Source organism: Buttiauxella agrestis ATCC 33320 (assembly GCF_000735355.1).
Lineage (GTDB): Bacteria > Pseudomonadota > Gammaproteobacteria > Enterobacterales > Enterobacteriaceae > Buttiauxella > Buttiauxella agrestis.
The window spans coordinates 43251-62474 of the sequence record NZ_JMPI01000073.1 but is presented as its reverse complement, the minus strand read 5'-3'; the positions used below and the strand labels follow the sequence as shown (position 1 = coordinate 62474).

The 19224-nt window shown below is 49.8% G+C and carries 21 protein-coding genes; 9 read left to right on the top strand and 12 right to left on the bottom strand.

What is annotated here, in order from left to right:
* Positions 1-60 precede the first annotated feature (60 nt).
* The 5 genes from pstS (at position 61) to phoU (ending at position 4634) form a co-directional block, all read left to right on the top strand.
* On the top strand, positions 61-1101 hold the full coding sequence (gene pstS, locus GBAG_RS20475; RefSeq protein ID WP_034499849.1) for a phosphate ABC transporter substrate-binding protein PstS: 1041 nt from the start codon (positions 61-63) through the stop codon (positions 1099-1101).
* A gap of 122 nt (positions 1102-1223) precedes the next feature.
* Positions 1224-2186 carry a phosphate ABC transporter permease PstC gene (gene pstC, locus GBAG_RS20470; RefSeq protein WP_034499846.1) on the top strand — a complete coding sequence of 321 codons (963 nt, stop codon included), beginning with the start codon at positions 1224-1226 and terminating at the stop codon, positions 2184-2186.
* The gene (gene pstA, locus GBAG_RS20465) at positions 2183-3073 is read left to right on the top strand and encodes a phosphate ABC transporter permease PstA (RefSeq protein WP_034499844.1); all 891 of its coding nucleotides are present in this window, start codon (positions 2183-2185) and stop codon (positions 3071-3073) included. Before pstC ends, pstA begins: the two co-directional genes overlap by 4 nt.
* Before the next feature lie 47 nt (positions 3074-3120).
* A complete protein-coding gene (pstB, locus tag GBAG_RS20460; RefSeq protein WP_034499921.1) occupies positions 3121-3894 on the top strand; it encodes a phosphate ABC transporter ATP-binding protein PstB in 774 nt (257 codons plus the stop codon).
* Positions 3895-3908: 14 nt separating this feature from the next.
* Positions 3909-4634, top strand: coding sequence for a phosphate signaling complex protein PhoU (gene phoU / locus GBAG_RS20455; protein ID WP_034499841.1), 726 nt, complete (start codon positions 3909-3911; stop codon positions 4632-4634).
* A gap of 48 nt (positions 4635-4682) precedes the next feature.
* On the opposite strand, the gene GBAG_RS20450 is transcribed toward phoU, so the two are convergent.
* The 5 genes from GBAG_RS20450 to GBAG_RS20430 form a co-directional block, all read right to left on the bottom strand.
* Positions 4683-5105 carry a hypothetical protein gene (locus tag GBAG_RS20450; protein ID WP_034499839.1) on the bottom strand — a complete coding sequence of 141 codons (423 nt, stop codon included), beginning with the start codon at positions 5103-5105 and terminating at the stop codon, positions 4683-4685.
* Positions 5106-5107: 2 nt separating this feature from the next.
* On the bottom strand, positions 5108-6274 hold the full coding sequence (locus GBAG_RS20445; protein ID WP_034499837.1) for a hypothetical protein: 1167 nt from the start codon (positions 6272-6274) through the stop codon (positions 5108-5110).
* 175 nt (positions 6275-6449) lie between these two features.
* On the bottom strand, positions 6450-7706 hold the full coding sequence (ulaA, locus tag GBAG_RS20440) for a PTS ascorbate transporter subunit IIC (protein WP_034499835.1): 1257 nt from the start codon (positions 7704-7706) through the stop codon (positions 6450-6452).
* Between the two features lie 12 nt (positions 7707-7718).
* Complete coding sequence (locus GBAG_RS20435) at positions 7719-8006, bottom strand: PTS sugar transporter subunit IIB (RefSeq protein WP_034499832.1); 288 nt, start codon at positions 8004-8006, stop codon at positions 7719-7721.
* 160 nt (positions 8007-8166) lie between these two features.
* Entirely contained in the window at positions 8167-8610 is a 444-nt protein-coding gene (locus tag GBAG_RS20430; protein WP_034499830.1) for a PTS sugar transporter subunit IIA, read from the bottom strand.
* 270 nt (positions 8611-8880) lie between these two features.
* Here GBAG_RS20430 and GBAG_RS20425 point away from each other — a divergent pair, with 270 nt between their 5' ends.
* Positions 8881-9915, top strand: coding sequence for a LacI family DNA-binding transcriptional regulator (locus GBAG_RS20425; RefSeq protein WP_034499828.1), 1035 nt, complete (start codon positions 8881-8883; stop codon positions 9913-9915).
* A gap of 39 nt (positions 9916-9954) precedes the next feature.
* Here the strand turns inward: GBAG_RS20425 and yieH are convergent, their stop codons facing one another.
* Positions 9955-10620, bottom strand: a complete 666-nt coding sequence (gene yieH / locus GBAG_RS20420) for a 6-phosphogluconate phosphatase (protein ID WP_034499825.1) — start codon at positions 10618-10620, stop codon at positions 9955-9957.
* A 180-nt stretch (positions 10621-10800) separates the two neighbouring features.
* On the opposite strand from yieH, the gene GBAG_RS20415 reads away from it, so the two are divergent.
* Complete coding sequence (locus tag GBAG_RS20415) at positions 10801-12138, top strand: NCS2 family permease (protein WP_034499824.1); 1338 nt, start codon at positions 10801-10803, stop codon at positions 12136-12138.
* A gap of 41 nt (positions 12139-12179) precedes the next feature.
* Here the strand turns inward: GBAG_RS20415 and GBAG_RS20410 are convergent, their stop codons facing one another.
* Positions 12180-12521: a RamA family antibiotic efflux transcriptional regulator gene (locus GBAG_RS20410; protein WP_034499822.1), complete on the bottom strand. Its 342-nt coding sequence runs from the start codon at positions 12519-12521 to the stop codon at positions 12180-12182.
* A gap of 21 nt (positions 12522-12542) precedes the next feature.
* Positions 12543-13658 (bottom strand): MBL fold metallo-hydrolase, encoded by a 1116-nt coding sequence (locus tag GBAG_RS20405; protein WP_034499819.1) that lies wholly within the window; start codon positions 13656-13658, stop codon positions 12543-12545.
* A gap of 189 nt (positions 13659-13847) precedes the next feature.
* Here GBAG_RS20405 and GBAG_RS20400 point away from each other — a divergent pair, with 189 nt between their 5' ends.
* Positions 13848-14420, top strand: coding sequence for a TetR/AcrR family transcriptional regulator (locus GBAG_RS20400; RefSeq protein WP_034499816.1), 573 nt, complete (start codon positions 13848-13850; stop codon positions 14418-14420).
* Here the strand turns inward: GBAG_RS20400 and GBAG_RS20395 are convergent.
* From GBAG_RS20395 to GBAG_RS20385, 3 genes are all read right to left on the bottom strand, one after another.
* Entirely contained in the window at positions 14417-14983 is a 567-nt protein-coding gene (locus GBAG_RS20395) for an NADPH-dependent FMN reductase (protein ID WP_034499814.1), read from the bottom strand. The genes GBAG_RS20400 and GBAG_RS20395 overlap by 4 nt on opposite strands.
* 34 nt (positions 14984-15017) lie before the next feature.
* On the bottom strand, positions 15018-15746 hold the full coding sequence (locus GBAG_RS20390; protein WP_034499811.1) for a 4'-phosphopantetheinyl transferase family protein: 729 nt from the start codon (positions 15744-15746) through the stop codon (positions 15018-15020).
* Positions 15747-15879: 133 nt separating this feature from the next.
* On the bottom strand, positions 15880-16737 hold the full coding sequence (locus GBAG_RS20385) for an MBL fold metallo-hydrolase (protein ID WP_034499808.1): 858 nt from the start codon (positions 16735-16737) through the stop codon (positions 15880-15882).
* Positions 16738-16887: 150 nt separating this feature from the next.
* On the opposite strand from GBAG_RS20385, the gene GBAG_RS20380 reads away from it, so the two are divergent.
* A complete protein-coding gene (locus GBAG_RS20380; protein ID WP_034499807.1) occupies positions 16888-17805 on the top strand; it encodes a LysR substrate-binding domain-containing protein in 918 nt (305 codons plus the stop codon).
* Positions 17806-17856: 51 nt separating this feature from the next.
* Here GBAG_RS20380 and mnmE read toward each other — a convergent pair whose 3' ends face one another.
* The gene (mnmE, locus tag GBAG_RS20375; protein ID WP_034499804.1) at positions 17857-19221 is read right to left on the bottom strand and encodes a tRNA uridine-5-carboxymethylaminomethyl(34) synthesis GTPase MnmE; all 1365 of its coding nucleotides are present in this window, start codon (positions 19219-19221) and stop codon (positions 17857-17859) included.
* Positions 19222-19224: the final 3 nt, after the last annotated feature.

The window sequence follows — 19224 nt, the reverse complement described above, 5'->3', positions numbered from 1 at the left end:
CCTATTTTCTATCCTGCAACCACTAAACAACGATTTACGTTCACCTCTGCAGGAGACATTATGAAAGTTATGCGTACCACTGTCGCAACTGTTGTCGCCGCGACCTTATCCCTGAGTGCTTTCGGCGCGTTTGCTGCTGCAAGCCTGACTGGCGCTGGTGCAACCTTCCCTGCGCCGGTGTATGCCAAATGGGCAGATACTTACAATAAATCAACTGGTAACAAAGTGAATTACCAGGGTATCGGCTCCTCCGGTGGCGTTAAACAAATTATTGCTCACACCGTGGATTTCGGCGCATCTGACGCGCCATTGTCTGATGAAAAGCTGCAACAAGAAGGTTTGTTCCAGTTCCCGACTGTCATCGGCGGTGTTGTTCTGGCGGTCAACTTGCCAGGCGTGAAATCCGGCGAGCTGGTGCTCGACGGTAAAACCCTGGGTGACATCTACCTGGGTAAAATCAAAAAATGGGATGACGAAGCTATCGCTAAACTCAACCCAGGCATGAAACTGCCACAGCAGAATATTGCGGTTGTGCGTCGTGCTGACGGTTCCGGTACTTCCTTCGTCTTCACCAGCTACCTGGCGAAAGTGAACGAAGAGTGGAAAACTAAAATCGGTGCAGGCTCAACGGTAAACTGGCCGACGGGTCTGGGCGGTAAAGGCAACGACGGTATCGCCGCGTTTGTTCAGCGTCTGCCAGGTTCAATCGGTTATGTTGAATACGCTTACGCTAAGCAAAACAACCTCGCTTATACCAAACTGGTTTCAGCTGATGGTAAGCCAGTAGCGCCTTCTGAAGAGAACTTTGCAAATGCTGCAAAAGGTGCAGACTGGAGCAAATCATTCGCTCAGGATCTGACAAATCAGAAAGGTGACAGCGCTTGGCCAATCACGTCTACCACCTTCATTCTGGTTCACAAAGAGCAGAAAAACCCAGAGCAAGGCGCTGAAGTGCTGAAGTTCTTCGACTGGGCTTACAAAGACGGTGCAAAACAGGCGAGTGACCTGGATTACGCTGCCCTGCCAGACGCTGTGGTTGAACAAGTTCGTGCAGCATGGAAGACCAACGTGAAAGACAGCTCCGGTAAGGCGCTTTATTAATTAATGAAAATGGCGGATGGCGTGAATGCTTATCCGCCTTACAACTGCTTTTCGTAGGTCGGATTAGCGTAAGCGACATCCGACATGTTGTAAGAAATGTATTTAAACTTAAAGAGTAAGTTATGGCAGTGAGTAAGCCGGTGTTCAAAGCCCCTGGCAAACAAGGTGATGTCATTTTCAGCGCGCTGGTAAAACTGGCTGCGCTGATTGTGCTATTTCTGCTGGGCGGGATCATCATCTCCCTGGTCATCTCCTCCTGGCCAAGTATCGAGAAATTTGGATTCTCGTTCCTGTGGAATAAAGAGTGGGATGCTCCTAACGATATTTATGGTGCGCTGGTGCCGATTTACGGCACGTTAGTCACCTCGTTCATTGCGTTGTTAATCGCAGTACCTGTGAGTTTCGGTATCGCGCTGTTCCTGACGGAATTGGCACCCGGTTGGTTGCGCCGCCCGTTGGGTATCGCCATTGAACTGCTGGCGGCTATCCCAAGTATCGTGTACGGCATGTGGGGCCTGTTTATCTTTGCTCCGCTGTTTGCGAAGTATTTCCAGGAACCGGTCGGCAATGTGCTCTCTTCTGTACCCATTGTCGGTGAACTGTTCTCAGGCCCGGCGTTCGGTATCGGTATTCTTGCGGCTGGCGTTATTCTCGCCATTATGATCATCCCTTACATCGCTTCTGTAATGCGCGATGTATTCGAACAAACTCCTGTGATGATGAAAGAGTCGGCCTACGGTATCGGCTGCACCACATGGGAAGTTATCTGGCGCATCGTTTTGCCGTTCACCAAAAACGGTGTGATTGGTGGCGTGATGTTAGGTTTGGGTCGTGCTCTGGGTGAAACCATGGCAGTAACTTTCATCATCGGTAACACCTACCAACTCGACAGCGCTTCGCTGTATATGCCGGGCAACAGTATTACCTCTGCACTGGCGAACGAATTTGCTGAAGCGGAATCCGGCCTGCATACCGCAGCATTGATGGAACTCGGCCTGATCCTGTTTGTTATCACCTTTATCGTGCTGGCTATCTCTAAGTTTATGGTTATGCGTCTGGCGAAGAATGAAGGAGCGCGCTCATGACGACTATGGAAATGCAAAGTCGCGCGGCGTTAGCGGAATCACGCCGCAAAATGCAGGCTCGTCGTCGGTTTAAAAACCGCATTGCTCTGACACTTTCAATGGGAACCATGGCGTTTGGCCTGTTCTGGTTGGTGTGGATCCTGTTCTCTACGGTGACTCGTGGTATCGACGGTATGTCGATTGCGCTGTTTACCGAAATGACACCACCGCCGAATACAGAAGGTGGTGGCCTGGCTAACGCCCTCGCGGGTAGCGGCTTGTTGATCCTGTGGGCGACCGTGTTTGGTACGCCGCTGGGCATCATGGCGGGTATCTACCTGGCGGAGTACGGCCGCAAATCAGCGCTGGCCGAGGTTATTCGTTTTATCAACGACATCCTGCTTTCTGCGCCATCTATTGTTGTCGGCCTGTTTGTTTACACCATTGTGGTGGCGAAAATGCAGCACTTCTCCGGCTGGGCTGGGGTCATTGCGCTGGCGTTATTGCAGGTGCCGATTGTTATCCGCACCACTGAAAACATGCTGAAACTGGTACCAGACAGCCTGCGCGAAGCGGCATACGCATTGGGTACGCCAAAATGGAAAATGATTTCTGCAATTACGCTGAAAGCCTCTGTTTCCGGGATTATTACTGGCGTATTGCTGGCGATTGCACGTATCGCGGGTGAAACCGCCCCGCTGCTGTTCACGTCGCTTTCCAACCAGTTCTGGAGCACTGACATGATGCAGCCGATTGCTAACTTGCCAGTGACGATATTTAAATTTGCGATGAGCCCATTTGCCGAATGGCAACAGTTAGCCTGGGCTGGCGTTCTGATTATTACCCTTTGCGTACTGCTGCTAAATATTCTGGCGCGTGTGATTTTTGCGAAGAGTAAACACGGTTAAATTTTGCGGCGCGGCAAAGGCGGCGTCGGATGGAGATTAAGAAACAGATGAGTATGGTCGATACTACCCCAGACAAAATTCAGGTTCGTGATTTGAACTTCTATTACGGTAAGTTCCATGCCCTGAAAAACATCAATCTGGATATCGCTAAAAACCAGGTTACCGCGTTCATCGGCCCGTCAGGCTGTGGTAAATCCACCCTGCTGCGTACATTCAACAAAATGTACTCGCTCTATCCAGAGCAGCGCGCCGAAGGTGAGATTCTACTGGATGGGGAAAACATCCTCACTCAGAACCAGGACATCGCCCTGCTGCGTGCCAAAGTGGGCATGGTATTCCAGAAGCCGACGCCATTCCCAATGTCGATTTATGACAACATCGCGTTTGGCGTGCGCCTGTTTGAAAAGCTGTCACGCAGCGACATGGATGAGCGTGTGCAGTGGGCTTTGACCAAAGCCGCATTGTGGAACGAAACCAAAGATAAATTGCACCAGAGCGGATACAGTCTCTCCGGTGGCCAGCAGCAGCGTCTGTGCATTGCGCGTGGAATCGCGATTCGCCCGGAAGTGTTACTGCTTGATGAGCCATGTTCAGCGCTTGACCCTATTTCTACCGGTCGCATTGAAGAGCTTATCACCGAGCTGAAACAAGATTACACCGTGGTGATTGTGACCCACAACATGCAGCAGGCGGCGCGTTGTTCAGATCACACCGCGTTTATGTACTTGGGTGAGTTGATTGAATTTAGCGAAACTGACACGCTGTTTACCACACCCGCTAAAAAGCAAACCGAAGATTATATTACTGGCCGTTACGGCTGATCCGGGAGAATACAATGGATAGCCTCAATCTCAACAAACACATTTCCGGCCAGTTTAACGCCGAGCTGGAATATATCCGCACCCAGGTCATGACCATGGGTGGGCTGGTGGAGCAACAGCTTTCTGATGCGATCACTGCCATGCACAATCAAGATGGCGAGCTGGCAAAGCGCGTCATCGAAGGCGACCAGAAAGTTAACATGATGGAAGTGGCGATCGATGAAGCCTGCGTGCGCATCATCGCTAAACGGCAGCCAACCGCCAGCGACCTGCGCCTGGTGATGGCTATCATCAAAACGATTTCTGAGCTGGAACGTATCGGTGATGTCGCGGATAAAATCTGCCGCACGGCGCTGGAGAAATTCTCCCACCAGCACCAGCCGCTGCTGGTTAGCCTCGAGTCATTAGGCCGTCACACCGTGCAAATGCTGCATGACGTACTGGATGCGTTTGCGCGTATGGATCTCGACGAGGCGGTGCGTATTTATCGCGAAGATAAGAAAGTTGACCAGGAATATGAAGGCATCGTGCGTCAGTTGATGACTTATATGATGGAAGACTCGCGCACTATTCCAAGCGTGTTGACTGCGCTGTTCTGTGCGCGTTCTATCGAGCGTATCGGCGACCGTTGCCAGAACATCTGCGAGTTTATTTTCTACTTCGTTAAAGGGCAGGACTTCCGTCATGTCGGCGGCGACGAACTGGATAAACTGCTGGCGGGTAAAGACCCGAAAGAGTGATTTATCGGCCCTCTCTCACTTCGGGAGAGGGCTGGATAAGAGCTATATTCAGGGGTTAACCACTGTCAACGTATAGTCTTTACTGAAATAACTGCCAGGTGCGAACATATGCCCATACATGCCGCTGCTGATGTTGATTTTCAGTAGTCCCGGTTTTGTTGGGGTGCCGTATAACTCTACACAGTTATAATTATTACTATCCATCGGCTTCATATCTTTTATTTCTTCCTCAGGTAATTGGCAGTAGCGTACTGAAATACCAGAATCAGCAGGTATAATAGATCCAGCCTTTCTATCTACTCCTCTAAAAACAGGCCCTCCAAGAATATCAATTTTAAAACGATATGGAGTATTCACCGTTGCTTGTTTTAATACTTCATTTTCAGGAATGAACTCTGCTTTTGGGCTTAAAAAAGTACATGCAGATAAGCAAAAAAAACATGGAACAAAAATCAAGTGCAGCTTTGACATTTTTATTTTAGTGGTTTAAAAACCACCCCTCCAAAAAATCTTTTAATGAAAAAGAAAATGTCATTTCCTGGTTTTATCTGATCAGACATATACCCCCAGGAAAATAATTTCAAATGCACAGTTCTATCAGTTGCCTGTGTTACTGGCCCATCCCAGACAATCCAATGCGTAGGGTATGTTGTTCGTTCAGATGAACTACCCTTTAATAAACTGTCATTAATAAGTGAAACCACTTTATAACCTTTCTGTATATATTCATTTAATTCATTAACCCCCTGAATTCTTGCTTGGGTTATTCCGACGTTACTGAATACTTTTTCATATCCCGCTTTCTCAAACCATTCTGTCAGTGTGCCCCATAATGTTATACCGGCCAGTGGAGAATCGAGGTTGTCAAAACTCAACACTTTATTTTCCGAGTCTCTCAGCCCGGCAAGTGTCATCCAGTCGAGGCCAGATATATCACCATATAAATGACCCGTCGGATGACGGCAACCATCACTCGGCGTTATCTCAAGCTGACCAATTTTAGTTTTCCCAATTCTCCACAACTCCTGTGCAGCTTGTGTATACACATCGGGCCGATCTTTCTGCAGGCAGTAAAAAAATGCCGCAGGGCCACACAAACTCGCATTGAACTGGTTTGGGTAATCAACCTGATTAAATCGTCTGGTTATTTGCTGCTCGATAAGTGTTTTTTCAAAAGGATCCTGCGAACTGCCAATCGGATAATCCTTTGCAATAAAAGGCCGTTCCGGTCTGGATATGTTTATAACGGCAATATTATCCCCTTTACTTTCAAGCTTCGTCATTCCCGTCGATTGAAAATAACAGGGGTTTTCACGCTTAATCGATGACCAGGCTTTACCTGATGCGAACTCTTCTAACGTATACATTTTTGTGAATGGTTGAGGTGAAACGCATAAAGTTTTAAGCATGGTTTTCCGGTAAAGCATTACCTCCATAATATAAATGGTTGAAATGGGTTCGCTGATGTTTTCTGTTGCATGAGATTGTGTTTCATAATTAGTGAGAAGCGCTTGTTGCTTTACATCCACAATGGAATGTTTTCTTTTTTCCGAATCCATCCGATAAATACACAAATCATAAAGAATTTCACTTGCAGGTACATTCGAACTTATTCTGGTGGAGACATGATAAACAGACATCATTCAAATCCTTATGAATACAAAGTATAAAGATTACAACGATTGCCCATTCAATAAAGGCATGTATGTCTGAAAATGGTAAGCGGAATTTATATTCCAGGGTGGAATGACATAAAAAAAGGTTCACCGCAAATTAGCGTGAACCTTTTCTACTACTGATTTGTTAACTCAAAGATTAGCGAACGATAATCCCTAACAGAATCCCCAGCGCACCAAAGTCGGCATCACTGAAAGTGGTGTTAGCAAAACCGATATCGCCCAGCACTGGCAGCAAGAACACTGGCAGGAAGGTAATCAGCAAGCCCTGCGCAAACGCCCCCAGAATCGCGCCACGACGCCCACCGGTTGCGTTACCGAATACGCCAGCGGCTGCACCGACGAAGAAGTGCGGCACCACGCCTGGGATAATCACGGTCATGTTCAGCAGATACAGCGCGAACATACCGATTAAACCTGCCGCAAAGCTGCTCAGGAAGCCAACCAGTACAGCATTAGGTGCATACGGGAACACGACCGGGCAATCGAGCGCTGGCTTCGCGTTCGGCACCAACTTGTCGGAAATACCTTTGAACGCTGGAACGATTTCCGCAATTACCATGCGCACACCTTGCAGAATGATGTACACGCCAGCCGCAAAGGTAATGGATTGCATGATTGAGAACATGAACCAGTTTTTACCACCGCTCAGCTCTTTCACCACGTCAGCGCCCGCAAACAGGCACGTCACGAGGAAGATAATGCTCATGGTAAAGGAGATAGCGACTGGTGTATCACGCAAGAACAGCAGACTTTTCGGCACATTCATGTCTTCAGTCGAGTGTTCTTTATTACCAAATTTGCTGCCGATGAAACCCGCCAACACATAAGATAATGTCGAGAAGTGGCCGATTGCCACGTCGTCAGAACCGGTAACTTGCTTCATGTAAGGGTGTGCAATGGCCGGGAAAAAGACCATCGCCACACCGACAACCAGCGAGCCAACAGCAATCAGCGTTACGCCAGTCATGCCAGCCGTTGCCAGAATCACCGCCACCATCATCGACATAAACAACGTGTGATGACCGGTCAGGAAGATAAATTTCCATGGCGTGAAGCGGGCAATCAAGATGTTGATAACCATGGCGAAGAACATGATCATCGCCATCTCTTTACCGAAGCTTTTTTGTGCGACGGAAACAATAGCTTCGTTGTTCGGCACCACGCCCTGAATACCAAAGGCGTGCTGGAATATATTGGCGAAATCACCCAGCGAAGACACGACCAGGCCAGCACCGGCACCTAAAATCACAAAACCCATAATGGTTTTGACGGTGCCTTTGATACATTCTGTGACCGGTTTTTTCTGTGCAATCAAACCAATCAAAGCGATTAAACCAACCAGCACTGCCGGTTCGGAAAGCACATCGCTCATCAAAAAACGAAAGAAATCCATATCGACCCCTGCTTACAGTGCGCCTAACTCGGTTAATGCCACGGACAAACGTTCTTTCATGGCTTTCTTATCGATCATATTGTCCAGTGCGACGATTTTGCCGCCGACGGACTGTGCGACTAATTGCTCGGCAATGTCTTTGGTGCCGACAAAAATATCGCTAGGCGTACCTTTGGCTGAACCAAGATCAACATGGTCAACATCCGCGCTCACGCCGAGATCTTTCAGGATGGTTTTAATGCTCATTTCCATCATCAGACTGGTGCCTAAACCGTTACCGCATACCACTGTGATTTTCATAATTTTCCCCTGGATTAAGAGCCTATCCCATTAGGCTATTTTATTTGTTCGTTTGGTCTTGGGCTGTGCTCAAAATCCTCACGTACTACGTGTACGCTGCGGTTTTTCCGCGCAGTCCGATCCCAAACGGTCTGCAACAATTACGCCTACTGGGCAGGCTCTAATAGCGCGCAATGACGGACAAAATGTCTTGCGATGTTTTGGCCGTCAAAATGGCCTGAATGTCTTGTTCGTTATCGAATAGCTGAGCGAGCTGAGAAATCGCTTCGATGTGGCTGGTGCTGTCGGTTGCGGCCAACACAATCAACAGTTTTACCGGATCGTTTTCATCGGCATCAAAATTCACGCCTGAGGTAATCAGGGTCAGCGCCAGCGCCAGTTTATTTGCGCCCTCTTCTGGACGCGCATGTGGCATCGCAATGCCTGGACCTACCACGTAATACGGGCCGATAGCTTCATGCGAGCGATAAATAGCTTCGACATAACGTGGTTCAATCGAGCCGTTTTCAATCAACGGGTGACACGAAATAGCTACGGCGTCGCGCCAGTCTTTAGCCTGCTCAACGACCTGAATGACCTCTGCGGTTAATAGATTTTTTAACATGCGTCTGATAACTCCCGATGATAATTAACAGGAGAGTAGATATTTTATGTATCAATTAATGTGATGGTTGTCGCATTTGATAGCGCTACCTGATAGCGCTATCAAGGTTTGTGATAGCGCTATCATTTATCCCGGCTCCGACTTTGGCTATATCCAGTTCCGGCATATACAATGCGTAAGGGTTTTTGCTAACGTGTTCAATTGCTTGACCGATAGACGGTGAAATAAAAATAATGAAAACAGTGAGTTGTAGTTGCCCGGAGAGGCCTAATGGAAAAAACGCGTAAGCGCCGAGGTACCGGGCGAGTCACACTGCAAGAAGTCGCCAATTTTGCGGGCGTCGGAACCATGACCGTTTCCCGCGCGCTGAGAACGCCTGATCAGGTTTCTGATAAGCTGCGAGAGAAGATAGAACAAGCGGTGGAAGCGCTGGGTTATATCCCTAATCGGGCAGCGGGCGCGCTGGCGTCCGGACACAGTGATACCGTCGCTGTACTCATTCCTTCTTTGACCGACAAAGCCAGTTCCCGCTTTATGCAGTCGCTACAGCAGGTGCTGAATAAAAACGAATTTCAGCTGCTACTTGGCTGCCATGAACATAACAAAAATAAAGAAGCTGAAATATTGATGACGTTGCTGCAAAGCAATCCTGCCGCGTTGGTTATCTTTGGCTCGCAACTGGCTGAAAAAACGTATCAAACTCTCGAAAAGGCGAATGTTCCAACGATTAATGTGGTGGGTTCCCCGTTTAGCCAGGCGTCAATTTCCCTCGAAGCGTCATTTTTTGAGGCGGCGCATAAACTGACGGAACACCTGTTGGATCAGGGATATAAGAATATTGGTTTTATTGGTGCGCACATGGATAACCGTCTGCAGCGCCAGCAGCTTAATGGCTGGCATAAAGCCATGCTCAGTCGCTACCAGAATTCCGATCAGGTTATTACCACGCCCGATGCCGCCAGCCTACAGTTTGGCCGCTACGCATTGACTGAAATACTCCAGCGCCAGCCGGAACTCGATGCGGTGATTTGCAGCCATGAAGACATTGCGTTAGGGATAATGTTTGAGTGTCAGCGTCGTCTGCTAAAAATCCCAGGTAATATTGCCATCGCCTGCCTCGATGGTTCAGACAGCTGCGATCAAACGCACCCAACACTGACCTCTATTCGCATCGATTATAAAAAGATGGGCAAAGAAGCGGGTAAACTGCTGATTGAATTGCTCAATGATGAGCGTGATGATGAGTTAGATGAATCGCGGGTCGAGCTTTTCAGCTATCAGATAGAGTTACGCCAAAGTACCTGAGTCATTCGGCGGATAAGCTTGTGCCATCCGCCATTTTCGTTAAACCGTAATATTCCAACCTCGCGCACGCCATAATTCCGGCAACTGCGCTAAATCGGTAAACGTCGTCACTTTCGGATGATCAATCGGCTTGTTATGCGGGTCGGCACAAAAATAGAAAACTTCCATGCCTGCGGCTATTCCTGATTGCGCACCCGCCATCGAATCATCCACCAGCACACAGTTTTTAACATCAACACCCATGGCATCGGCGGCGTGGAACATCAGTGCCGGGTCTGGTTTCCACAGCTGAATATCGTAGCCGCTAAACAGTTTGTCCGGGAAATGGTGGAGCATTCCGGTTTTGCCCAGCGAATGATTCATCTTGCTGACCGGGCCATTGGAGACAATACACATCGGCACCTTGATTTGATCGACTAAGGCTGCGGCACCTTCAATCTCCACCAGTTCGCTGTCGAATAGCCGTGAAACTTCGGCGCGATAAATCGGCTCCAGTTCCTCTTTTGGCAAATTCACTCCATGTTGGGCATTGATCGTGTCGATTATCTCGTAGAGTTTGATCCCTTTGAAGGTCTTGTGAACCTCCTCAAGCGCAAGCTCGATGCCGTATTGCGCAAACATATGCACGTAGGCTTTGGAGCAAATAACCTCACTATCAACCAGCGTGCCATCGCAGTCGAAGAACACCGCATCTATCCGGGACATACTGCCTCCATTTATTAAGATGAACATGCATCTTACCCAATTTGCGCAATTTTTGCGGCACGCAATCGTTGCCGTATAAGAAAATTCAATGAAAAAAAACTGCGCCGGGTCACCATGTTTTGTAATTTTTGGTATAGGATAGCGACGGATTTTCCCTCTCAATGTTCGGAATTAAGACTAATGAGCCAACCACAATCTACTCCGGCCGCAAATCCGGGGCTGCTCGAGCGCGTGTTTAAACTGCGCGAACACGGCACCACGGCCCGCACTGAAGTGATCGCCGGTCTCACGACCTTCCTGACGATGGTGTATATCGTTTTCGTCAACCCGCAGATCCTTGGCGCCGCTGGTATGGATACCCAGGCCGTTTTCGTCACCACCTGTTTGATTGCCGCATTAGGTAGCATCCTGATGGGTATTTTCGCCAACCTGCCAGTTGCACTGGCTCCGGCCATGGGCCTGAATGCGTTCTTCGCCTTTGTGGTGGTTGGCGCGATGGGGATTTCCTGGCAAGTCGGAATGGGCGCCATTTTCTGGGGTGCAGTCGGTTTACTGTTGCTGACTATTTTCCGCGTGCGTTACTGGATGATTGCCAATATTCCAGTGAGTTTGCGTGTCGGTATCACCAGCGGTATCGGGCTGTTCATCGGAATGATGGGCCTCAAAAACGCCGGGATTATCGTGGCTAACAAAGATACGTTAGTGACCATCGGCAACCTGACTTCGCACAGCGTTCTGCTGGGCGCGCTGGGCTTCTTTATCATCGCTATTCTGGCTTCGCGAAACATCCACGCTGCTGTGCTGGTATCCATCGTGGTGACCACATTGCTGGGTTGGATGATGGGCGATGTGCAATACCACGGTATCGTTTCTGCGCCACCAAGCGTGCTGTCCGTTGTCGGCCAGGTAGATTTAGCGGGTTCTCTGAATATTGGCCTGGCAGGGGTTATCTTCTCCTTTATGCTGGTTAACCTGTTTGACTCCTCTGGCACGCTGATTGGCGTAACGGATAAAGCAGGCCTTGCCGACGAAAAAGGGAAATTCCCACGCATGAAGCAGGCGCTGTACGTTGATAGCGTCTCCTCTGTTGCGGGCGCGTTTATCGGAACATCTTCTGTTACCGCCTATATCGAGAGTTCTTCTGGCGTGTCTGTTGGCGGGCGTACTGGCCTGACGGCGGTGATCGTGGGCTTGCTGTTCTTGCTGGTTATCTTCCTGTCACCATTGGCGGGCATGGTTCCGGCATATGCGGCAGCAGGCGCTCTGATTTACGTTGGCGTGCTGATGACATCCAGCCTGTCGCGCGTGAAGTGGGATGACCTGACAGAAGCAGTTCCGGCGTTTATTACCGCGGTCATGATGCCATTTAGCTTCTCCATCACCGAAGGTATCGCACTGGGCTTCATCTCATATTGCGTGATGAAACTCGGCACCGGTCGCTGGCGTGAAATCAGCCCATGCGTGATTGTCGTGGCGCTGATGTTTGTGCTTAAAATCGTGTTTATCGACGCACACTAATAGATTGTGCCGGATAACGCTTCGCTTATCCGGCCTACTTATTACCCGTTCAACGAATGATTCTCTCTGCGATACCTGCCCGGCGGCTGATGAAATGTGCGCGTAAATATCCGCGTAAACGTCTGCTGCGAATCAAAACCATACTTCAGACTAATATCGTAAACCTTGTTATCGGTATCGCGTAAATCACGCGCAGCCAGCAACAGTTTGCGGTCGCGAATGTATTTCCCGAGGGGCTCGCCTTTATACTGCATAAACAAACGCTGCAAGTGCCACTTCGAATAACCCGCATGTAAGGCAATATCATCTATGCGTAATGGCTGGTGTAAATTGTCGTCAATCCATTCAACAATTGTGTCGATAACCTGAGCTGAAATAGTCATTCGTCCCCCCGCGCTTTTTGCTTACATGGCACTGGTAGATTCCCACCAGGCACTAAATTGTTGTGCGCTGTCATTCACCCGAACAGGCTCGCCCTGCTTTGGTGTTAACAAACGGAAATTTTTGCCGAGACTGGCTTGCGCCAGGCTTTTGTACGGTGCATCCCAGGTATGTTTTGCCAGTACAAAGCGGCCCGCATGTCCCGGTAAAATCGCACGAGCATTCAAATCAACAGCGGCCTGCGCGGTTTCTTTTGGCATCATATGAATATTGTTCCAGTCCTCGTCGTACTGGCCATTTTCCATAATCGCGATATCCACTGATCCAAACTGTTCGCCAATCGCTTTGAAATGCGGCCCGTAGCCGGTATCGCCGCTGTAATAGATTTTTTGTTCATCGGTCACGAACATAAAACTCGCCCATAGCGTCTGGTTGCTCTTGAATGTACGGCCAGAAAAATGTCGAGCTGGAAGCACATGAACGGTTAGCTCATTCGAAACTTTTACTGACTGGTTCCAGTCTTTTTCCTGAATGATGTCGCTATTTACTCCCCAATAGCGCAGATGCGAACCGACGCCAAGCGGCGTGATTATCTGGCGGATTTTAGGTTTCAGCGCCTTGATGGTGGCGTAATCCAGATGATCGTAGTGGTCGTGGGAAATAATCAGCAGGTCGATTTCTGGCATCGACTCAGCCGTCCACGGGTAATCACCGGGAAATGCTTTATTCAGAAATGAAAAGGGGGCGGCATAGCGGCTGAAAACGGGATCGATAAGAATGCGTTTCCCGGCCAGCTGGATATACCAAGAAGAGTGGCCGAGCCAGACCATCGTGTCCTGCTCAATCGGCAGGCTCGCCAGATCGGTTTTCACCAACGGTAACGGTTGTTGCGGGCGCGCGTTTTCAGTTCGCGTGGTTAAAAACCCCCACCATGCGGCGAGCTTACTTTTCTGCCCGGTATAACCCTGCGTGGGAACCTGGTTGTGAAATTGCCCGTCAACATAGTTTGCAGAGCGTTCGACTAAACTTAGACCTTCTCCCTGCGGAGCCTGGCCAAACCCGGCATTCAGGACAAAAGGCAAACTGGCTGCTGTAGCAATCAACATAATAATAACCGCGCAAATGGAGAGACGTTTCATATCCTGGCCCGCATGTACGCCCCATCCACTGGAACGTTGCTAACAAAACTTGATAATGAGTGAGTAAGCACTCATTATAGGTACAGAGTGACCTGCGTCAAGATGCTTTTCAATCGCTGACATTCAGCGTTGCAGTGGCGTAGCTCGCGTGATTCAATTCGCTTTCGTTAATTTTGAGGGTTAATCGTTGTGGCTCGTCCGAAGAGTGAAGATAAAAAACTAGCGTTACTGGAAGCGGCGACTATCGCCATTGGCCAGTCGGGTATCGTGGCGTCTACCGCGCAGATCGCCCGCGCCGCAGGGGTTGCAGAAGGCACGCTGTTTCGCTATTTCGCCACGAAGGATGATTTGCTCAACGAGCTTTATCTACATTTGAAGCAAGGTTTACTGTTGGCGATGCAGGCGAATCTCGACCGCACGTTGAAGGAACCGAAGGAATACACCCGCTATATCTGGAACAGTTACATCGACTGGGCGATTGCTAATCCGCAGGCGCATCGCGCGATTCGCCAGCTCGCTGTAAGCGATAAAATTGACGAAGAAACCAAGCAGAAAGTGGCGGAGTTGTTCCCGGAATTACACGAAATTTGCTCGCAATCGATCTTAAAAGCCTTCAGCTGCGGGCCTTATCGCGCATTTAGCGACGCTATTTTTTCTTCACTGGCAGAGACGACGATGGAGTTCGCCAGCCGCGAACCGGAACGAGCTGGCGATTTTAAAGCGCTAGGTTTTGAGACGATGTGGCGTGCTTTAGCGAATTAGCTTTTCACGCGCTGAATATAATCGCCAAATGCGGTGAGCTGCCCGGTCAGATGATCAAGTGTGCTTTGATCCACCACTTCGCCCGTTTGCGCATCCACTTTATTCTGAATCACGCCACCCATAAATTCGGGCTTGTTCATCACCATCGCATCTAAGAACACCAGAATCTGGCGCAGATGATACTGGCAGCGCGCGCCGCCAATCGCGCCCATTGAACTGGTTTGGATCAGCACCGGTTTACCCGCCAGCGGCTGTTCCGGCAAGCGTGACAGCCAGTCGATAGCGTTCTTCAACCCACCCGGCACCGAATAGTTATATTCCGGCGTCACGATCACCACGCCATCTGCGGCGCGAATCTGCTCGGCAATGGCTTCCACAGTTGCCGGGAACCCCTCTTCTTGCTGCTTATCGGCGTCATACAACGGAATGTCTTTAATCGACGGTAATGCGTCAATGCTCATCCCTGCCGGGGCGATGCGAGGCAATGTGCGGGCAACCATGGCGTTGAATGAACCCTGTCGAAGGCTACCTAATAACGTGACAATCTTTAACGTGTCGGACATGCATACTCCTTGGTGTCAGGACGTTCTGGAAAGATTAGTTTTGATATAACGCTTTTTCGGACGACATACTGGTTAAGCGAATAATACTGCCGTCAGGGTCCCGGTAACGAGATTTAACATCCCACAGACTATGCCAGTTTTGCGGGCTTTCAAACTCCCACAAACTCAGTTTTTCGATGGCAGGTGAAACCACACAACCCCAAATCAGTAACCCTTCTACGTCGCTAATCGCTTCTATTTCAGTCTGGTCACTCACTCGTATGCGCCCGGCACCCGGCAGAAGCTGCAAACTTTCTTCGCGCCCCGTCAGCTTAAAAGCGCTTTGATGCAACGTGCGCAGTTGCGCTTTCGCCTCACCCGGATTTTTTTGGTTATTTATCCAGATGGATTCGTTGCTGCGAAACGTCGAAGCTGACGCGATAGAAGGTAGATTGCCGAACGACTGATTTATCTCGATATCCAGCCCACAACGGCCTTCGGTCGTGATCAACACCCCGACTTTGTTTCCGGCGTAGGCAATGCTGAAATCCGTTAGCGAAGAGTCGGCAAAGTGCGGGCGTCCAGCAGCGGTAGTGACGATCTTTGGTAATTGTTGAATGCCATACAGCATATAAAGCAATTCAGCCAACAAACTGCGGGAGGCTAAAAATCGTGAACGGCGGTGTTCTGGCATGTTGAGGGCGTGATCATGACATTCGTCATTCAGCCGGCTCGAAAAGGGGTATTTCGGGTTAATCGTCCATCTTGCAAAATGCGTTGCCATTTGTCTCTCCTTGATACCAGGCAATTTACTCTGTTTTTGATTGTAGGTTTTTTGGTAATGAAACGCACGGCCCGGCATGGATAAAAAACGATCAAAACCTTAGCAAATGATCAACGTCATGAATATTTGGGTTTTAATCATCCGCCAGCCCAGCCTGCGTGTATTTGATGCTGTAGCCCGACTCAGAGGGATGGATATAGGCAAATCCTTGTGTTCCAAAATGCATTCCCGCGACGAGCAGGTTTTCTCGGGCGACGTGTCGCAGAATTTCTGCGCGGGTTTGTTCAGCCTGAGCAGAGTTGCAATCAAACATAATGGAAACTGCCGGGTGAGCTGACTGTATATGGGGAAAATGAACCACATCGCCCCAGATAAGCAAACTCGTTTCCGTTGAATCAATCTGAAAACCCGTGTGGCCCGGCGTATGGCCAGGGAGCCAAACCGGGCGAATGCCTTCTGTTATCTCATCTTCGGAAATAATGTGCAGCCTGGATGCATAGGCATCAAGTACGCGGCGGGCGAGCAAAAAATTACGCTGTCCTCGCTCGCTGGCTTCGTTGAAATGATGATCGTCTCGCCAGTATTCAGCTTCAAGAGCATGTAGATAGAGTCGCGCATTTTTATATACCACAAGCCCCTGGTCATCGAGCAAGCCGCCGATATGGTCGGGGTGGCAATGCGTTATTAAGAGTGTGTCGATGTCGTCAGGAGAAACTCCGGCGGCACGCAGGTTTTGGCTGAGCCTACCTCCCGCGTTGTTCAACCCTCCCGTACCGCTATCAACCAGCATAGTGCGCCCACGGCCACGTATCAGGTAGCAATTGATGTGGATAATGCCGGGTTCATCAACACCCGCGCTATGCTGAATTGCCTCTGCCGCCGGTTTTCCAATACCTGATAGCAAATCCAGACTGGCTGCCATATTTCCGTCACTGACGGCGGTAACCAGAAAGTCACCAATCTGACGGGAGAAAAAAGTGGGCTGGTTCATGACGGTTACCTCAAGATGAATGACGGGAAACACTAGACTTGCGCGATGACTTTCCGTCATCTTAAAGGCTTAAATCAGGCTCTTATAACGATACTATTTCACCCATCAATGACATTTTGTCACTGAACCTGCACGAATAGGATGGCTCTAATGCGCAGAAAGCTTCCCAGCAGCGCTTCATTGCTGGCTTTCGAGTCAGCGGCAAGACACGGTAATTTTGCCAGGGCAGCCGAGGAGTTGTCGCTAACGGAAGGCGCTATCAGTCGCCAGATAGCGCGCCTTGAATCGCTACTCAGCTGTAAACTCTTTGACCGCGTAGGGAACCGGGTAAAACTTAATCCTGTGGGGGTTCGCTATTCACATCATGTTCGCGAAATGCTTGAACGACTGGAAAGAGATACCCAGTACATTTGCGGTATTCACGAAGGAGGGCAAAGCCTGGAACTTGCCGTTCTCCCCACTTTTTCAAGCCGCTGGCTTATTCCTCGTTTGAATGGTTTCAGATCCTTGCATCCGGATATCACACTGAATATTGCCGCCCGAAGCGACCCGTTTATTCTTGCTGGAAGTGGTTTTGATGCCGCCATTCATTTTGAACATCCTGGATGGGCGGGCATGAACGTCAGTTTTCTGCTTGAGGAGCGTTTGATACCGGTGTGCCATCCGACATTGCTGACAAACGAAGATATAGCGCAACAACTGAACGGGCTGCCGCGTATCCATCGGCGGCAGAATCCGGAAGCATGGCATCACTATGCCCGGCAAAATGGAATTGTTCTTGATAACCCTTCTCAAGGCGACCGCTACGACCTGCATGAAATGGCTATCGCTGCTGCAATCACGGGACAGGGTGTTGCGCTGGTGCCACGGATGTACGTTGAAAAAGAGCTTCAGGATGGTTTGCTGGTGGCGCCCTGGCCGGAATCAGAAAGCCTGAGCAAAAAGTTTTGTCTTGTGAAGCCAACCGTTTCGGGAATCAACGATCAGGCATTAGAGGCTTTTGAAACCTGGTTGCAGGTAGAAATCACGAGCGGTACGGCAAGAATAGATAATAAAAACCCGTATTAACATGTCGTTAATACGGGTTAGTGAACGTTCACGTACTAATCAGCTTTTAGCTTACTTGCCGATACAGAAGCTTGAGAAAATGCGTCCGAGCAAATCATCCGAGGTAAATTCGCCGGTGATTTCACTCAGGCTTTGCTGAGAAAGACGTAATTCTTCAGCCAGCAATTCCCCGGCCCACGCACCCAGCAGCTGCGCTTTGCCTTGTTGCAGATGGTCTGCCGCCTGTTCCAGCGCTTGCAAGTGGCGACGACGCGCCAGGAAGCCGCCTTCCATATTGGTTTCAAAGCCCATGCTCTGTTTTAGATGATCGCGCAGCACATCTACACCTTCACCGGTACGCGCAGACAGGCGTACAAGTGAGTGACCATTCACATCGCTCAGGCCCAGCGTTTCACCTGTTACGTCCGCTTTGTTGCGCACCACGGTAATCGGCAAACGGGCCGGTAAGCGTGCAATAAAGTCTGGCCAAATATCTGCCGGGTCGGTCGCGTCGGTTGTGGTTCCGTCAACCATAAACAGCACGCGGTCCGCTTGTTCAATCTCATTCCACGCACGTTCGATGCCGATACGCTCAACTTCGTCGCTGGCTTCACGAAGACCTGCGGTATCGATGATATGCAGCGGCATGCCGTCGATGTGGATATGTTCGCGCAATACGTCACGAGTGGTTCCGGCAATATCCGTCACAATCGCGGCTTCACGCCCGGCCAGAGCGTTCAGCAGACTTGATTTTCCGGCGTTAGGACGTCCGGCAATCACGACTTTCATGCCTTCTCGCAGCAAACTGCCCTGGCGTGCTTCGGCGCGAACCGCGTCCAGATCGCCAATAACTTGATTCAGTTGTGCTTCAATTTTGCCGTCAGAAAGGAAATCAATTTCTTCATCCGGGAAATCAATCGCCGCTTCAACGTAAATTCGCAGATGAGTCAGCGCTTCAACCAGATGGTTTACTTTTGCCGAGAATGCACCCTGTAACGAATTTAACGCTGAACGCGCCGCTTGTTCTGAGCTGGCATCAATCAGGTCGGCAATCGCCTCGGCCTGTGCCAAATCCAGTTTGTCATTCAGGAACGCCCGCTCGGAGAACTCACCCGGCCTTGCGATTCGCAGCCCTGGAAGCGCCAGAATACGTTTTAACAGCAGATCGAGGATAACCGGGCCGCCGTGACCCTGAAGTTCCAGCACGTCTTCACCGGTGAAGGAATTTGGGCCTGGGAACCACAGTGCGATGCCTTGATCCAGAACGCTGCCATCCGTATCACGAAATGGCAGATAATCGGCGTAGCGTGGCTTAGGGAGTTTGCCCAGAATCGCTTGTGCGACTTCACTCGCTTGACGGCCTGAGACGCGCAGGATACCGACCCCACCACGTCCCGGCGGTGTCGCCTGGGCAACGATTGTCTCGTTATGGCTCATTAC

What these genes read in the sequence shown, in the direction of transcription:
- pstB (WP_034499921.1), top strand. Translation starts at nt 3,121, where the DNA reads ATGAGTATGGTCGATACTACCCCAGACAAAATTCAGGTTCGTGATTTG.
- GBAG_RS20390 (WP_034499811.1), bottom strand. Translation starts at nt 15,746, where the DNA reads ATGGCAACGCATTTTGCAAGATGGACGATTAACCCGAAATACCCCTTT.
- pstS (WP_034499849.1), top strand. Translation starts at nt 61, where the DNA reads ATGAAAGTTATGCGTACCACTGTCGCAACTGTTGTCGCCGCGACCTTA.
- GBAG_RS20380 (WP_034499807.1), top strand. Translation starts at nt 16,888, where the DNA reads ATGCGCAGAAAGCTTCCCAGCAGCGCTTCATTGCTGGCTTTCGAGTCA.
- GBAG_RS20395 (WP_034499814.1), bottom strand. Translation starts at nt 14,983, where the DNA reads ATGTCCGACACGTTAAAGATTGTCACGTTATTAGGTAGCCTTCGACAG.
- GBAG_RS20415 (WP_034499824.1), top strand. Translation starts at nt 10,801, where the DNA reads ATGAGCCAACCACAATCTACTCCGGCCGCAAATCCGGGGCTGCTCGAG.
- mnmE (WP_034499804.1), bottom strand. Translation starts at nt 19,221, where the DNA reads ATGAGCCATAACGAGACAATCGTTGCCCAGGCGACACCGCCGGGACGT.
- ulaA (WP_034499835.1), bottom strand. Translation starts at nt 7,706, where the DNA reads ATGGATTTCTTTCGTTTTTTGATGAGCGATGTGCTTTCCGAACCGGCA.
- GBAG_RS20435 (WP_034499832.1), bottom strand. Translation starts at nt 8,006, where the DNA reads ATGAAAATCACAGTGGTATGCGGTAACGGTTTAGGCACCAGTCTGATG.
- GBAG_RS20410 (WP_034499822.1), bottom strand. Translation starts at nt 12,521, where the DNA reads ATGACTATTTCAGCTCAGGTTATCGACACAATTGTTGAATGGATTGAC.
- phoU (WP_034499841.1), top strand. Translation starts at nt 3,909, where the DNA reads ATGGATAGCCTCAATCTCAACAAACACATTTCCGGCCAGTTTAACGCC.
- GBAG_RS20385 (WP_034499808.1), bottom strand. Translation starts at nt 16,737, where the DNA reads ATGAACCAGCCCACTTTTTTCTCCCGTCAGATTGGTGACTTTCTGGTT.
- pstA (WP_034499844.1), top strand. Translation starts at nt 2,183, where the DNA reads ATGACGACTATGGAAATGCAAAGTCGCGCGGCGTTAGCGGAATCACGC.
- GBAG_RS20450 (WP_034499839.1), bottom strand. Translation starts at nt 5,105, where the DNA reads ATGTCAAAGCTGCACTTGATTTTTGTTCCATGTTTTTTTTGCTTATCT.
- pstC (WP_034499846.1), top strand. Translation starts at nt 1,224, where the DNA reads ATGGCAGTGAGTAAGCCGGTGTTCAAAGCCCCTGGCAAACAAGGTGAT.
- yieH (WP_034499825.1), bottom strand. Translation starts at nt 10,620, where the DNA reads ATGTCCCGGATAGATGCGGTGTTCTTCGACTGCGATGGCACGCTGGTT.
- GBAG_RS20445 (WP_034499837.1), bottom strand. Translation starts at nt 6,274, where the DNA reads ATGTCTGTTTATCATGTCTCCACCAGAATAAGTTCGAATGTACCTGCA.
- GBAG_RS20425 (WP_034499828.1), top strand. Translation starts at nt 8,881, where the DNA reads ATGGAAAAAACGCGTAAGCGCCGAGGTACCGGGCGAGTCACACTGCAA.
- GBAG_RS20405 (WP_034499819.1), bottom strand. Translation starts at nt 13,658, where the DNA reads ATGAAACGTCTCTCCATTTGCGCGGTTATTATTATGTTGATTGCTACA.
- GBAG_RS20430 (WP_034499830.1), bottom strand. Translation starts at nt 8,610, where the DNA reads ATGTTAAAAAATCTATTAACCGCAGAGGTCATTCAGGTCGTTGAGCAG.